This is a genomic window from Humisphaera borealis, from assembly GCF_015169395.1.
Lineage (GTDB): Bacteria > Planctomycetota > Phycisphaerae > Tepidisphaerales > Tepidisphaeraceae > Humisphaera > Humisphaera borealis.
This window is the reverse complement of sequence record NZ_CP063458.1, coordinates 6,161,867-6,177,030: the sequence shown is the minus strand read 5'-3', so window position 1 is coordinate 6,177,030 and position 15,164 is coordinate 6,161,867. Positions and strand designations below refer to the sequence as shown.

8 protein-coding genes are annotated in these 15,164 nt (G+C 62.5%); 6 read left to right on the top strand and 2 right to left on the bottom strand.

The features are described from left to right. Positions 1–65 precede the first annotated feature (65 nt). The 6 genes from IPV69_RS23195 (at position 66) to IPV69_RS23170 (ending at position 10,471) form a co-directional block, all read left to right on the top strand. Positions 66–1,106: an AAA family ATPase gene (locus tag IPV69_RS23195; protein WP_206292109.1), complete on the top strand. Its 1,041-nt coding sequence runs from the start codon at positions 66–68 to the stop codon at positions 1,104–1,106. A gap of 167 nt (positions 1,107–1,273) precedes the next feature. Beyond that, a complete protein-coding gene (locus IPV69_RS23190) occupies positions 1,274–2,227 on the top strand; it encodes a DUF58 domain-containing protein (RefSeq protein WP_206292108.1) in 954 nt (317 codons plus the stop codon). A gap of 213 nt (positions 2,228–2,440) precedes the next feature. Next, positions 2,441–4,723 (top strand): BatA domain-containing protein, encoded by a 2,283-nt coding sequence (locus IPV69_RS23185; protein WP_206292107.1) that lies wholly within the window; start codon positions 2,441–2,443, stop codon positions 4,721–4,723. Positions 4,724–4,869: 146 nt separating this feature from the next. Continuing rightward, positions 4,870–7,971: a vWA domain-containing protein gene (locus tag IPV69_RS23180; RefSeq protein WP_206292106.1), complete on the top strand. Its 3,102-nt coding sequence runs from the start codon at positions 4,870–4,872 to the stop codon at positions 7,969–7,971. 225 nt (positions 7,972–8,196) lie between these two features. After that, positions 8,197–9,576: a sulfatase family protein gene (locus IPV69_RS23175; protein ID WP_206292105.1), complete on the top strand. Its 1,380-nt coding sequence runs from the start codon at positions 8,197–8,199 to the stop codon at positions 9,574–9,576. Positions 9,577–9,709: 133 nt separating this feature from the next. Then, on the top strand, positions 9,710–10,471 hold the full coding sequence (locus tag IPV69_RS23170; RefSeq protein WP_206292104.1) for a GDSL-type esterase/lipase family protein: 762 nt from the start codon (positions 9,710–9,712) through the stop codon (positions 10,469–10,471). A gap of 160 nt (positions 10,472–10,631) precedes the next feature. On the opposite strand, the gene IPV69_RS23165 is transcribed toward IPV69_RS23170, so the two are convergent. Both IPV69_RS23165 and IPV69_RS23160 read right to left on the bottom strand, forming a co-directional pair. After that, positions 10,632–12,521 carry a DUF4340 domain-containing protein gene (locus IPV69_RS23165; protein WP_206292103.1) on the bottom strand — a complete coding sequence of 630 codons (1,890 nt, stop codon included), beginning with the start codon at positions 12,519–12,521 and terminating at the stop codon, positions 10,632–10,634. Positions 12,522–12,656: 135 nt separating this feature from the next. Beyond that, positions 12,657–15,038: a DUF7088 domain-containing protein gene (locus tag IPV69_RS23160; protein WP_206292102.1), complete on the bottom strand. Its 2,382-nt coding sequence runs from the start codon at positions 15,036–15,038 to the stop codon at positions 12,657–12,659. Positions 15,039–15,164: the final 126 nt, after the last annotated feature.

Below are 15,164 nucleotides of genomic sequence, written 5' to 3'. Positions count from 1 at the left end.
GACCCCCTGTCTGTGACCGATCCGCCCTTCACCCCGGCGGATCGGATTCTCCGGAGATTCCCCCCATGGCCAATGCACCCGCGGCGCCAGCCCCTGCCTCCACCAATGACCTTGAAGCCGTCGAACAGCTCGCCCGCGCCTATCGGGTGATGAAGACCGAACTGGGGAAGGTCATCGTCGGCCAGGAAGAGGTCGTCGAGCAGGTGCTGACCGCCATGTTCTGCAACGGCCACGTGCTGCTGGTTGGCGTGCCGGGCCTGGCCAAAACGCTGCTGGTCAGCACCATCAGTAAAGTGCTGCATCTGGGCTTCAAGCGGGTGCAGTTCACGCCCGACCTGATGCCATCCGATATCACCGGCACCGACGTGCTGGAAGAAGATCACACCACTGGGAAGCGCGCCTTCCGCTTCGTGAAGGGCCCGCTGTTTGCCAACATGGTGCTGGCCGACGAAATCAACCGAACCCCGCCCAAGACGCAGGCCGCGCTGCTGGAAGCGATGCAGGAACACAAGGTGACCGTCGGCGAACAGACCTACACGCTGCCGGAACCCTTCTTCGTCCTCGCGACGCAGAACCCGATCGAGCAGGAAGGCACCTACCCCCTGCCCGAAGCCCAGCTCGACCGCTTCATGTTCATGACGATCGTGAAATATCCGACGCCGGCGGACGAGATCCAGATCATGAAGCAGGCGACGACGAACTACAAAGCCGAGCTGAGCCGCCTGCTCGACGGTAACGCGATCATGGAACTGCAGCAGATCGTCCGGCGGGTGCCGGTCGCCGATCACGTGTATGCCTACGCCCGCGATCTTGTGCGGGCCACCCGCGCCGGGGAGCCCGGTGTGCCGGCGTACATCAACGAGCTGGTCCAGTGGGGTGCAGGCCCGCGTGCGTGCATCTATCTCATCATGGCCGGCAAGGCCCGTGCGATCCTCAACGGCCGCGTGCACGTCACCACCGAAGACATCGCCAAGATGGCGCTGCCGGTCCTGCGGCACCGTATCATGACAACCTTCAGTGCCGAGGCCGCCGGCATGACCAGCGACAAGATCATCGAGCGGCTGGTGCGGGAGATTCCGCGGACGGAATCGACGAAGGCAGCGTAGCCGCGGTGGGTAGCCGTTGGATCGTGGAAATAAAGAATGAAGAACATGGAATGAAGAACGGGGAATGAACGCTTCTCTTGATCTTCCCTTCATTCTCCGTTCTTCATTCCATGTTCTTCATTCTTCGTTGTGTTTCAAAGAACTGCCCCTTCCTTCAGGTGTCCTGAATGGCCCTCGCCACCCAGCCTTCCGAAGCCACCGACCGCGCGGCGACCGTGCGGTCGCCGGGGTCTTCGCTGCTCGAACCGCACACGCTCCAGAAGATCAGCAAGATGGAGCTGGTGGCTCGGCAGGTCATGGACGGTTACGTCCAGGGCATGCACAAGTCGCCCCACGTCGGCTTCGCGCTCGACTTCGCCCAGCACCGCCAATACGTGCCCGGCGATGACGTGAAGCGCATCGACTGGCGGGTGTACGCCAAGGCCGATCGCTACTACATCAAGCAGTACGAGGTGACGACCAACCTCCGCTGCAGCATCGTGCTCGATGCCTCGGGCTCGATGAAGTACCAGGGCGCGACAGACCCGCTCAGCAAGTTTCGCTTCGGCCAGTTCGTCGCCGCGTGCCTGGCATACATCGTGCTGCACCAGCAGGACTCGGCCGGGCTGATCACCTTCGATACCAAGATTCGCTCCTTCATCCCGACCAAGAGCACGCCGTCGCAGCTCATGCGGATTCTCCGCACGCTGGATACCACCCACGCCGAGAACGAAACGGGAATCGCGCCAATTTTGCACGAGATCGCCGAGCGCATCGACCGCCGCGGGCTCGTCGTCATCATCTCCGACCTGTTCGAAGACCCGGACAAGCTGATGGAGGCGATGCACCATCTGCGGCACAAGCGGCACGAGGTCATTCTGCTGCAAGTCATGGCCAACGACGAGCTGGAGTTCCCGTTCCGCAAGTGGAGCCAGTTCGAGAATCTGGAATTGCCGACCGACAAGATCCGCCTCGACCCGGCGCTGATGCGGGCGATCTACCTTGAAAATCTCAAGAAGCACCAGGAGGCGCTGCGCATCGGGCTGGCGAAGCAGCACGTGAGCCACCTGCTGCTGAACACGAGCCAGCCGTTCGATGAGGTGTTGATGACGTATTTGGCCCAGCGGATGGGAAGAAAGTAATGGCGAATGACGGCACTGCGTGAAATGACTAATGGCGAAACTCGAATGGCGAATGAAGCACCAAACAGACAATGATCAAATGAAGATGGCGACGACGAGCATCTGTTTCGAGATTGGACACTTGAACATTCATTCGTCATTCGCATTTAGTCATTCGTCATTTCGCGATTCAATCGCAGCTGTCATTCTGCAACTCGGGACTACGGAAACGGCATGAGTTTTCTCTTCGGTTCTCTCGCCTGGTGGATCGCCGGGGCCCTTGTGGTCTCGATACCGATCATCATCCACCTGCTGCACCGCCAACGGACGCAGCCGGTGCTCTGGGGCGCCATGATGTTCCTGAAGCAGTCGGTGCTTCAGCAGAAACGCCGCAAGAAGGTCGACCACTGGCTCCTCATGCTGCTTCGCCTGGCGGGGCTGGCGCTGCTGGTTGCGCTGCTCGCCCAGCCGCTGTGGGAAGACAACGAATACAACCCGCTTGCCGGCAAGGCTTCGACAGATATCGGCATTGTCATCGATCACTCGCTTTCCACCCGTCGGCTGTCCGGCGACCGGACGGTGTACGACCAGGCCGTCGCCACGATCGCCCGACTGACCGAGGCGTCCGCGCTCCAGTCGTCGGACACGGTTTCGGTGGTGCTGGCCGAGAAGGCACCGCGCGTGCTTACCCCCCTGCCGGTGCCGCGCGACAACTTCGCCGGAACGCTCGATAAACTTCGCAAGGAGAAACCGGGCCTCACCGCAGCCAGCATCCCTGATGCGGTGCAGAAGGCGCGGGAGATCATCGGCAAGGGCCGCAACACGCGCAAGACCATCATCGTGCTCTCGGACGGCCAGAAGTCGAACTGGCGGGCGAACGATCTGGGAGCGTGGAACGCCGCCCTTGGCCAGCGCGTCAAAGGGGCTGATTCTTCGATCAAGATGTACGAGCTGCCGATTACGCCAGTCGGCGAGCGGGCGAACCTGTCCATCGGTGAGGTGACAATCTCGCCCGACCTTGTCGGCCAGAATCAGCCGTCGACAATCACTGCGACGGTGACCAATACCGGCTCGGCTGAGATGCCGGGGGTGAGCGCACGGCTGATCGTCGCCGGAACGGAAGGCGGCCGGCAGCCGGTATCGGCACTCAAGCCGGGCGAGTCGCGCACGCTGCGGTTTGACCACACGTTCACTGATCCGAACTCGCAATGGGTGGAAGTCCGCATCGACGCGCCCGACGGTCTCGACGCCGACAACGCCGCCACCGCCAGCGCCTACGTCTGGCAAACTCTGCCGGTGCTGGTGATCGACGGGCAGCTCAGCAGTGCGGGGATCGATTCCAACGCCAACGAGGCGACGCTGGACAAGTTCAAGCGAAGTCAGTTCCTGGGTGCGGCGATGCTGTCGGCCGCCCCGACCGCCGACAGTCCGTCGCTGATCAAACCGACCTTCGTCAGTGTCGCCGACGGCAAGCTCAGCGGTGTTCCGCTGGACGACTACGCGATGGTGATCGTCAACGACGTTCCGCAGTTGCCGACGTCGATCCAGAGCAAGCTCCGCGACTATGCCAGCAGCGGCCACGGCGTCTGGTTTATCCTGGGGCGTAACAGCGAACGCGGGCTGATCCGAGATCAGCTTGCGGCTTCGAACCTGCTGCAGCTCGACGTCAGCGACCGGCAGGAAGCGGTGGAAGAGTCGGCCGGCATTGAAGTCATCAGCCCCGACCATCCGACGCTCCGCCCGTTCACCAAGCCCGAGCGCAACGTGCTCGTTGGCATGACCACGCTCAAATGGTGGTCGGTCAAGCCCAGGAACCCCGACGTCAAGGTGCTGCTGGCGACGAAGAACGGCGACCCGCTGATGTTCGAGCGGGAGATCGACGCTAATGGCGGCCGCATCGTCGTCTGGACGAGCCCGGTCGACGGCACGACCGGCTGGAACAACTGGCCGAGCATGCGGGCATTTTCGCCGCTGGTGAATACGACTGTTTATCACCTGGCCAGCGGCTGGACCAAGGGGCAGGCCAATCGCCGGCTCGAAAGTGGTCAGCCACTCGTCTGGACGGGGCCGACATCGCCGGCGATCGGCAAGGCCGAGATTACGCTGCCCGACAACACCAAGGAACAGGTCCGCCCGATCGTTCGCGACGGCCGGCAGATCATTCGCTTCAAGGAAACGCACCAGCCCGGCCGGTACGAACTGCGGTTCGACCAGACGGCATTGGCGCCGGTGTACTACGGCGTCGGGATCGACCCGGTCGAGCTTCAGGAAGAGACTTTGAGCGAAGCCGACCGCAAGTGGCTGGCGAGTGAGGACCACAAGTTCCTCGAGGCGACGATCACGCCGACGGAACTCGCGTCTGCCGTCGGCGGCGGTAGCCAGGGAACACAGCTCTGGCCGATCCTGGCGGGACTGGTACTCGGCGTGCTGCTGTTTGAAACGTTCATGACGTACCGAGTGATGCGACAACAGACGGTCGCCGGAATGGGCACGACCGCATCGGCGACGGTGGCGTAGGACGCAATCAGTGGCACGGGCTTCCAGCCCGTGCCAGGTGCGTTGTAGTCGGAAGATTGCACCTATCGACCACTTGAGACTCACGCACGGGCTGGAAGCCCGTGTCACGGACAGAGCGTCCGCAACACGAAGGCAATGAGGCATTAGTGCAACTCGCTTTGATTCCCATCCTCTCTCAGGCCGAGCCTATCGTGGACTCGCACTGGACCACCAACGCTCAGATCAACATCTGGCTGCTTGCCGGTCTGGGTCTCGTCGCGATCGTCGCAGCGTTCTATCTCTATCGCGCCCAGCGCCGCATCGCCCCGGCCAAGGCCGTCTTCGCGCTAACCGCCATTCGCACGCTGCTGATCCTCATGATGTTCCTCGTGCTGCTGGGCGCGGCGCGCGTCTTCACCTGGACGGGCAAGGTCAACGGCACACTCTGGCTGCTGCTGGATCAGAGCGAATCGATGGAACGGACCGATGCCCACGCCCCGCCGATTGAAAAGTTGCGCTGGGCGGATGCAATGGGCCTGGTACCTGCAGGCGTTCGCACCGGCGCGCTCGATCGACAGGCTATCCGGCTGAGTGTGCTCGGGGCCGATGTCAATTACTACCAATCCCTCGCACGGGCTGGTGCAGCAGAGAAGGACCAGCGCAAGCAGGTCGAAGATATCGTCCGCGGTTTGAAGCAGTGGAACAGTCTCCTCACCGGCGTCGCCGACACGATCTCCAAGTCGCCGATCGCTGGCGACGACGGGACGATTGCCCGAGAGTTGCGGACGGTGGTGGACGCCGTTGCCAAGGGGATCGAAAAGATCGACACACGCCAGAAGCCCGAAGAAGCACAGAACGACGTCGACTGGAACCTTGCTCGCACCACTCTCGCAGCCGCCGCCACCAAGCTTCAGGCCGCCGCGGATAAAGCCGACCAGGCGATCCTCTCGCTGAACGACAGCCGGGTAACCGAGGCGCTCGAGAAGGTCTCGACCATGACCCGGGCACAGCTCGCCAAGGCGGTCATCACCGACAAGTCCAAGGCTGATGCCCCGGGCTTCGACGTGCTGATGCCCAAGCAGACCGTGAAGGTCATGGGCTTCGGTCAGCGGCCGCAGACGATCATTCCCGACGACCAGGCCGACGCCGGCAAGGCAGTCAAAACGGCGCTATCGCGCACGGTGGCACCCGTGACCGATGTCGCCAGCGCGCTCCAGGCGATCCAAGATCAGCTCAGCCAGAACGAGCCGGCGACGGTCGTGATGGTCGGCGACGGCCGCCAGAACCGCCGCGAGGCCGACACCGCCGAGGCCGTCAGCCGGTTGGCGTCGCGCGGTGTGCGGGTCTACTCCATTGCCACCGGCACGGGCAAGGTCGCCCCCGATGCGGCCGTCGAAACGATCGAAGCGCCGGATTGGGTCTTTAAAGGCGACACGATCAAGATCTCGTCCCTTCTGCGGCTTGATGGCCTCGACGGTAAGCGAGCGACCGTCGAACTGCACCGCCTGAAAGTGGCCGACGGCCGAAGCGGCGACGGTAACGCACCGGGCACGACCGACGCCTCCACATTGATCGACACCAAGGAGATAGACGTCAAACGCCCCCGCGAGGTAATCACCTTTACGGAGAAGAAAGAGAACCTCCCCGACGCCGGCCTGTACGATTACCGTATCCAGATCAAGGAGATTCCCGGCGAGACGGTGGTCGTGAACAATAACTCGACCGTGCGGGTGAACGTGAAGGACACCAAGCTGACGGTCCTTTATCTCGACAACGTTCCCCGTTGGGAATACCAGTACATCACGAACTATTTCGAGCGAGATCATCGCATCAAGCTGCAGACGATGCTGCTCCAACCGGCACGAATTGGGTGGGACACCGACCCGTCGAAGAACATCAAACCCCCCGACCCGCGAAAGCCTTCGACCGACCTGAAGGACACCCGCGTGGATTTCCAGATCCTGCCTGAAACGCAGGAGGAGTGGTACCAGTGGCGGTTCATCGTCATCGGCGACATTCCGCCAGAGAAGCTGCCGAAAAAGCAGCAGGAAATGATCGTCAAAGCAGTGACCGACGGCGGAGCGACGCTGCTGATCCTCTCGGGCCACCTGAACATGCCAGGCGCATGGGGCGCCGGCCAGCCGTTGTCAGCGCTGTTCCCCTGTGAGCCCAGTCCCGACTGGACGCCGGGCAAACTGCAGCAGCACCTGAAGATCGGGTACCACCCGGTCATCGCGCCGGACGGCGAAAACCATCTGCTCACGCAGTTCGGCATCGACGAAGAGACCAACCGCAAGGTGTGGGAGACCATCCGGACCGATCCGAACCTGGCCTGGTACTGGCACACCGACGACACTCTCGCTCGAGGTGGCGCGAGCGTGATCTGGTCGATCGAAGACGGCCGGGCACTCGGCCAGGCCGCCCCGACGCCGTCAACGAACCCTGCCGACGCCAATGCCATTACCGCGCTGGAGACGGCCCGCAAGCGCGCCCTGCTGGCGACGATGAACGCTGGCCTGGGCCAGGTGATGTACCTCGCCGGCGACGCCACATGGCGGCTGCGGCAGGTCAACGGAATCAACTACCATGAGCGGCTCTGGGGACAGGTCATCCGGTGGGTCGTCTCCGGCGATCTCCCGGCCGGCGGCGAGTTCGTCCGCTTCGGCACCGACAAGCCCCGATACGTCGGCGGCGAACAGGCTTCGGTTACCGCTCGCATCGTTAATACCAAGCTCGTCCCGCAGACCGGCTTGAAGGTGAAGGTGCGGGCGCGCGTATTGAGCGCAACTGGGCAAATCGATCCGAACTCCAAGGCCGTTGTCGAAGCCGAGATGAGCGAGATTCCCGATGCCCCGGGCCGCTATCGCGCCACGCTCGGTAATCTTCCGCCGGGACAGGTCGAACTGACGCTGCAGGGTGCGGAGGTGGAGAAACTGCTCGCCGACGACACCAAGGCGTTGCAGAAATCACTGACCGTGGAGGTCGTCGATACGCTGAACCTCGAGAAAAAGAACATCAATGCCGACCGCCCCGCACTGAGCAGCATCGCCGCCGCTGGCGGCGGTGTGATGGTCGACGGTGCGTATGCCGACATCCTTGCCGAGCACATCCCGGAACTGAGCTATACCGACAGCTCCGCCGAGCAGATCAGCCTGTTCGGCAACCCCAACGGCAAGTACAGCCGAACAACCCACTGGGTGTTCCTGGCGGTGTTCGTCGGACTGATCACCGCGGAGTGGATTATCCGTAAGGCGAACGGGCTGGTGTGACGGCTCCCTTTCCACCCTACTTCGGGGGAGAGGTCTGTGGTGAGGGGCCGACCCTGAGTCGACTCCCCCATTTCTTCCATCGCCGACGACGACAGACCGGGGCGATTTCGTTCTGATCAATAACCGGTCCCTTCTGACGTTGCAGACAGAGCTCCTTGGCGGGCGACGATGCCCGGCGTTCGGCCCCTCACCCTGGCCATCTCCTCCGAGTACAGAGGAGATGGGATGGAGACGACCATGCTCGTTCGCGCGATTGTCGCTTTGCTTGCGGTAGTGACCTCGCTGGCCACCTCGGCTGCCGAAGCACCCAAACCGAACATCATCGTGCTCCTCTGCGACGACCTCGGCTACGGCGACCTGGCTTGTTTCAACAACCCGATCACGAAGACACCGAATCTGGATCAGCTCGCCGGAAGCGGTGTCAAGCTCACGCGCTACTACTCGCCGATGCCCGTCTGCTCGCCGTCGCGGGCCGGGCTGATGACGGGTCGCAACCCCAACCGCCTTGGAATCCACGACTGGATTCCACAGAACTCCGGCATCTTCCTGCGGCCCGGCGAAGTGACCATTCCGCAGCTTCTCAAGAAAGCGGGCTACAAGACCTGTCATGTCGGCAAATGGCATCTCAACAGCAAGGTGAACGGTTCGGAGCCGACGCCCGGCGATGCCGGCTTCGATCACTGGATGTACACGCAGAACAACGCCGCCCCCAGTCATCTGAATCCGACGAACTTCGTGCGCAACGGCAAACCGGTCGGGCCCACGCAAGGCCCGTCATCCCACGTTTGTGTTGCGGAGGCGACGCAGTGGCTCGGCACACTGAAGGAAGGTGAGCCGTTCTTTCTGAATGTCTGGTTCCATGAGACACACGAGCCCGTCGCCGCGACGCCGGAGTTTCTCGAGCAGTACGCCAAGGAAGAGAACAGCGACAAGCGGCACTACTACGGCAACGTATCCCAGATGGACGCCGCCGTCGGCAAATTGCTGAAGTACCTCGATGCCAAGGGCCTGCGGGACAACACGTTCATTGTCTTCACCAGCGACAACGGCCCCGAAACGCTTAACCGTTACAAGAACGCCAACCGAAGCTACGGCTCGCCCGGCCCGCTGCGGGGTATGAAGCTGCACATCACCGAGGCCGGCTACCGCGTGCCGGGGATCATGAGTTGGCCTAAGCGCATCACGCCGGGACAGGTGAGCGAAACGCCGGTCTGCAGTGTCGATTTGCTGCCGACGTTCTGCGCTATCGCCGGCGTTGACGCGCCGAAGGACCGGGCGCTCGACGGGGCGAATATCCTTCCGATGTTCGAAGGCAAGTCGATCACCCGGCCGCACCCCCTCTATTGGCAATACAACTTTTCGATCGGCCGGCCGTGGGAGGTCGCGCTGCTCGACGGGAATTGGAAGCTGCTGGCCGACAAGAAGCTGGAACAGTTCGCGTTATACAACCTCTCTGAGGACACCGCGGAGGCAAAAGACCTGTCGGCGGCAGAGCCGGAGCGGACCAAGGCGATGGCGGCCCAGATGAAATCGCTGCACGCTGAGATCAATGCCGAGGGTGCCAAATCCGGCAACCCGGCACCACGGCAGCAGAAGAAGGAGTAGTCGTAGATCGGGACAGTCTGGCACGGATACGCAGAGGCCTGTTTCGCACACGGAGCTGCATCTGTGCAGAATGCTGTCCATCTTTGGCTGAGGCATTCGTTCAGAATAGACGTGATTTTCAGGAGGACCTTCAATGGTAATGAATCGAATCGGCAGGTGCGTTGTCGTCGCCGCGCTCGGCGGTATGTTGGGTTGCACGACGGGTACATCCGCCGGCGCCGACGCTGCCAAGGGGTCGAACTCGCCAGCACCCCTGACCAAACCGTCGTCCACGAAGCCGGCGACTGCCCCTTCCACTCAGCCGTTCGAGAAGGAGATCCAAGCCTTCGAGGCTGCCGACCGCAAATCACTGCCTGCGCCCGGAGGCATCGTTTTCTACGGGTCGTCAAGCATAAAGCGATGGCAGACCCTCAAGACCGACTTCCCCGATTTGCCGGTGATCAACCGCGGCTTCGGAGGATCCAGTGCGCCCGACGCAATCAAGTACGTCGACCGGGCCGTCATCCCGCTGAAGCCGTCGATCATCGTCTTCTACGAAGGGGACAACGACTTAGGCAAAGGCCGAACGCCCGAGCAGTTCGTCGACGATTGCAAGACCTTTGCCAAGCTCGTTCACGACAAGCTTCCGCAGACGCGGATTCTCTACCTGGCAATCAAGCCGAGCGTAAAACGCGAGAGCCTCTTTGGAACGCAGAAGAAGGCCAACGGCCTTCTGGAAGCGTGGGTCAAGGAAGCAAAGAATCCGAACCTCGAGTTCATCGATGTCTTCACGCCGATGCTCGACGAAACAGGAAAAGTGAAGCCCGACCTCTTTGTCTCCGACAACCTGCACATGAAGCCGGAGAGCTACAAGCTGTGGGTGAAGGTGATTGAGCCGCGGCTGAAGGCGAAGTGAAGCGCACCATCGGATGCAGGTTTACTTCCGAGGTATCGCGCCAGGGGCAATGCAGAGTGCGGAACACGCAATGAAAAATGCAGAATGAAGGTCGCCGATCGGCTTCTTCCATTCTGCACTTTTCATTGCGTGTTCCGCATTTCACATCCCGCCCGATTCTTCATTCCGGAAACCCGCCTGGGAATCCGCCGCCCGGGAATCCCTGGGGCATGCCTTGCGGGCGTGGGGGCGGAGCCGGCGCCTTATCGGTGCCGTCGAACTTGTTCTTGAGCTTGTCCACGAACGCGCGATCCAGTTCGAAGATCAGGTCCTGGTACTGGCCGATCGGCTTGGTGTCTCCGCCGCGATCGGTGACTTTCAGCTCGTACGTTGTCGCCTTGCCGCCGGCCGCGACTGCTTTCACCGTCAGGACGTAAACCGACGTGGCCGGCTGTGTGGCTGGTTGGGTGCCAGCCGGGGCAGCGGGCATCGCCGCCAGGAACTTGGTCGCCCGCAGCGGGTGCAGGTCGAACAGCAGGTTGCTCACGGTAGCATCGTCGGCATCGGCACCCTTGGCTGAACCGAGAACCCACTTGGTCTTCGGCGGAGGTGGTGGCTCGGGCATCACCGGCAACGCGGCGGGTTGTATGGCGGCGGGCGTCGTCGTCGGCTGGGTGCCCGCAGGAGATGCGACCGCGGACGGCATGGTCGTCGGAAGCGTTGCGGGCACGGCGGGCTTGGTGGCAGGAGCCCCTTCCGATTGCAGCAACGTGGTCAGGCTGGCTCCACGGGCAAGCGTACTTGCCCATGCCACCCAGCTTAGATGCCCGCTTTGCGAAGCCGATGGTTTGGTGGCCGGGGAGGTCGCCGGCGCAGCTGCCGGGCCCGCCTCGGGTTTGGGCATCTGCGGACCGAGTTCCAGGTTCTCCTTCCGCCGTTCGATCTTGAGCGATTGCTTCTGCGACGGCTGCGTCGCGCCGCTGGTCTCGGTCGTCAGCGAGACCTCCGATACCGTTTCGGGGTCCAGATCGAATACCCGCCGGTCCCGCAGCGACAGCACTGTCGCGTCGGCGATCTTCTCGAAGCTGGATTTCGACAGGCTCACCGTCGCCACGCTTGCCGGGTCGGACACCTTCACCCACACCTTTTCCTCGGTGATGTCGGTCGGCTGGCCGATGTACACGGTCACCGTTCTGGCGGCCGGCTGCGATGCCGGTCCGGTAGCCGGCTGCGTTGCCGGGGCCGCGGTCGAGAGTGTCACCACCGCCCGCGGCTGCTCGAACTTCGCGCCGCGGCTGGTGGCGGTGGCCTCGTTGCTAAACGCATCGGCGCGTAGGTTGGAGATCGTCGTCAGGATGTCGCTGACTTCGCTCATGTCCGCCGCCAGATCGACCGGCGACGTCAGCTTCCAGGCGTTGGCGTCCTTCACCAGCGACAGCTTCCTGCCGCCGACGGTGATCTCCATCTGCTTCGCGTCGAACGTGCTGATGCCGACGAGCTTCTTATCGCGGATGTTGGCGACCAGGCCATCGGTGCCCTTGCCGAGCTTCTCGGCGAGCCGGCCTTCGGTGATCACCGACGCCGTCGCGGTCTCGCCGCCGCTCTGGACGTAGAGCCGGCCCAGTTCGGAACGTTCGCCGACGAGCAGCTTGTGGACCTTGCCGTTGGTGTCGGTCAGCTCGACGGTGTAGCGCGGGCTGGCCAGCCCGGTGCCGCTGCGGTTCTTGTCGGTCAGGTCGATCGTGGCGCTGGAGCGCAGGTCGACGATGGTGTCAACGAGGTTCCCGCCTTCAAAGCTGTCGGCGGCCCAGTTGATGGGCTTGGTGATCTTCCATTCGTCGTCGACCTTCGTCATCTCCAGCGGCTGGGAGCTGTTGGCCACGCCGGCACCTGGGACGACCGAGATCTTCTTGATGTCGGCCGACTTGACGTCAAACAGCTTCCGCCCGCTCTCGTCGGCGGCGGTGGGCGACGCCTTCTTCGGCGGATCCTCGGAATTGTTGGCGACGATGAAAAACACCCCCGCGCCAATGAGCAGAATCAGCAGGATGATTGTTGTGCGGAAATTCATGGATCTGATTTTGTAGGGTGGGCTTCAGCCCACCGGAAACCTTGCAAACACTGAGTGTGTCGTCTCGCCGTTTTGCATCGAACAGCAATGCACACATCCCGTTGTCGAACGCGGTGCGGTGGGGTGAACCCCACCCTACCGCCGCGACAGCCAGACCGTGATCCCTGCTCCGACCGCCAGCAGCGGGAGGATGACCAGGACCAGGCCGACTTTGATGAAGCCCAGCTTGCCCGCGGGGATCGCCTCGATGCGGGCGGTGTCCATCGCGGCGGGGCTGAGCGCCATCATGCTGTCCTGCTTGCTGAGCCAGAACACGCTGTTGGTGAACAGCTCGCCGTTGCCGGGGAACCGCGAGACCTCCATCTTCGACTTCTCGAGCACCTCGGTGTCCGGGATGTTGATCATGTCGTTGTGGATGAAGCTCTGCGTCCCGATGACGACGAGCCGGCCTTTGCCTTCCTTCTCGGCGACCGCGCCGGCGTAGACCGGGCCGGGCGTATCGGTGGAGGCGTCGAACTCCGGGTTCGACGGACGTCGGCCGGGGCTCGGACGCATGAAGCTGGTATCGGTTTCGCCCCACGCCTTGGGGTTATTGGGCATCGGCAGGATCTGCGTCACCTTCACGCCGGCGGGCGTGGCGGCGGTTTTGCCGACCTGCACCAGCGGCACCAGCGCTGCATCGAGCGTCCGCAGCGGTGTGGTGATCGGGTGTTCGCCGTACTCATTGACGATGAAGATCGGCGGACGCCTTCGGGCGGCTTCGATGAAGTCGCCTTGCGCGCCGCTGCCGGCTTCGATCGGCTCGTGAACGAGGATGACGTTGGTTTTGACTTCGATGCCCCAATCCTTGAGGGCCGGTACCAGATCTTCGGTTTCAAAGCTCAGCAGACACAAGGCCGACCCGCCGGCTTCGAGATGCGTCTTGAGCCGCTCGCCAAGGATGCCTGCTGTCGGCATGCCGCCCATGCGCGGGTCGGGCGCGTTGTCGCCGGCGAAGACGACCCAGATCGCGTCCTTGATGTCCTCTTCCGAAGGCTGGGTGGGGTCGGGCCGCTGCTGGGGGCCGAAGTCTTTCTCGACGACTTCGAAGTTATAGGCCCGCAAGCGGTCGGCGATCACGCCGAACGGCCCCGGCCCGCCCATGCCCATCATCATGCCGCCGCTGGACAGCAGTCCCCCGCCGCCGGCGCGAATGAACGCAATCTTGGTCTTTTTCGTCTGCGCGATCGACAGGATGGCGCTGGTGAGCTGCTGCTCGCCGGCGAAACGCAGCCGCGGCTTCTGGCTCGACGGGCCCATCATGCCGGTGGTCTGGCCGCTCTTCCACAGGGCACTGTCTTCGATCACTTTCACGTCGTCTTCGCCCATGACGGCGATTGCCGGCGGCGCGGCGACGCCGTCTTCTGTCGGCAGGAGCTTCTTGCGGACGTCGTCCAGCTTCAGTTCGCCGAGGCTGTCGGCCTTCTTGATCGTCTCGTCGGCCTTGTCGTGCAGCTTCTGGAATCGCGGGATTGCCGCCTCGGCATACTTGCGGACGGATTCGGGCAGATCCTTATCACCCTTAATGCCTTCGAAGAGCGTCGTCAGTGCTTTGCTGTTGTCGCGGAGCAGGTTCATGCCCGGAACCTTCGACATGATGCCCGGGCCGACTGGAGCGAGCGTGCCTTCGCGGATGAGCTTCACCGCTTGCGCGTAGTCGGGGATCTTGGCTTTCAGCAGTTCCTGCGATGCGTCGCTGAGCTGCGTGAGCAGGTCGGGCATTGAGGCGACTGTGCTGCTGGCAGGCACCATCGTGCGGGCGAGCTTGCGGTTCTGCTCTTCGGTCAGGCCGTTTTCACCGAGCGAGCCGATCAGCTTGTTGATTTCGGCCGCCTCGGTCTCGGCCATCTTCTTGATGTCGGTGATCGCCGCCGGTACCTCTTCCTTCACGAACTTTTCGTACTTGTCGATGTTCTTGCCGTAGTTGCGCTTGACCTGGCCGAGCCAGACGTTGAGGGCGTCAGGGTCGTTGACGGGGTCGATCGCTTCGACCTTGATCTTGCTGCCGTTGCGCTTGTACTCGTCGAGGATGTCGAGAACTTTCTGGTGAGTGTCGGCGCCCTTGTTGGCGGCTTCTTCCTTTTTGAGCTTTGGGTACAGGCTGACGAGCGTGACTTCTTTGGGCAGGTCCTTGATCAGTTGCTTGGTCTGCGGCTTGAGCTCGTTGGACGAGTCGCCGGTCAGGTCCTTGCGGCCCTTGAGCGTGATCGAGCTTTTGCCCAGCGGGATCGAGTCCTTGTTGAAGGCCCAGATCGCGATCGCCGACAGCAGCAGCACGACGACGGTTGTCAATACGACGTTGGCACCGTACTTGAGCCAGCGGGCCTGCTGGTCTTCGGCGACGAACACGTCGGGAGGGATCGCCGACAGCGCGTCGCGCTCGCCTTTAACCAGCTCGTCGCCGTCGGTGACGTCGGGTGACGATGCGGCCGAATCGGGCTTCGTGCCGTTTGGGGATTTCTTGTTCTTCTTGCTCATGAGCACTCACTGATTCTGAGTTTGTCTGTACCCCGAAAAACGCCTAACCACGAAGGACACGGAGGACACGGAGAAAGAGAAGACTGAGGATTAAATTCCAATGGTCTCGTAGCTCCGTTTAGGGAA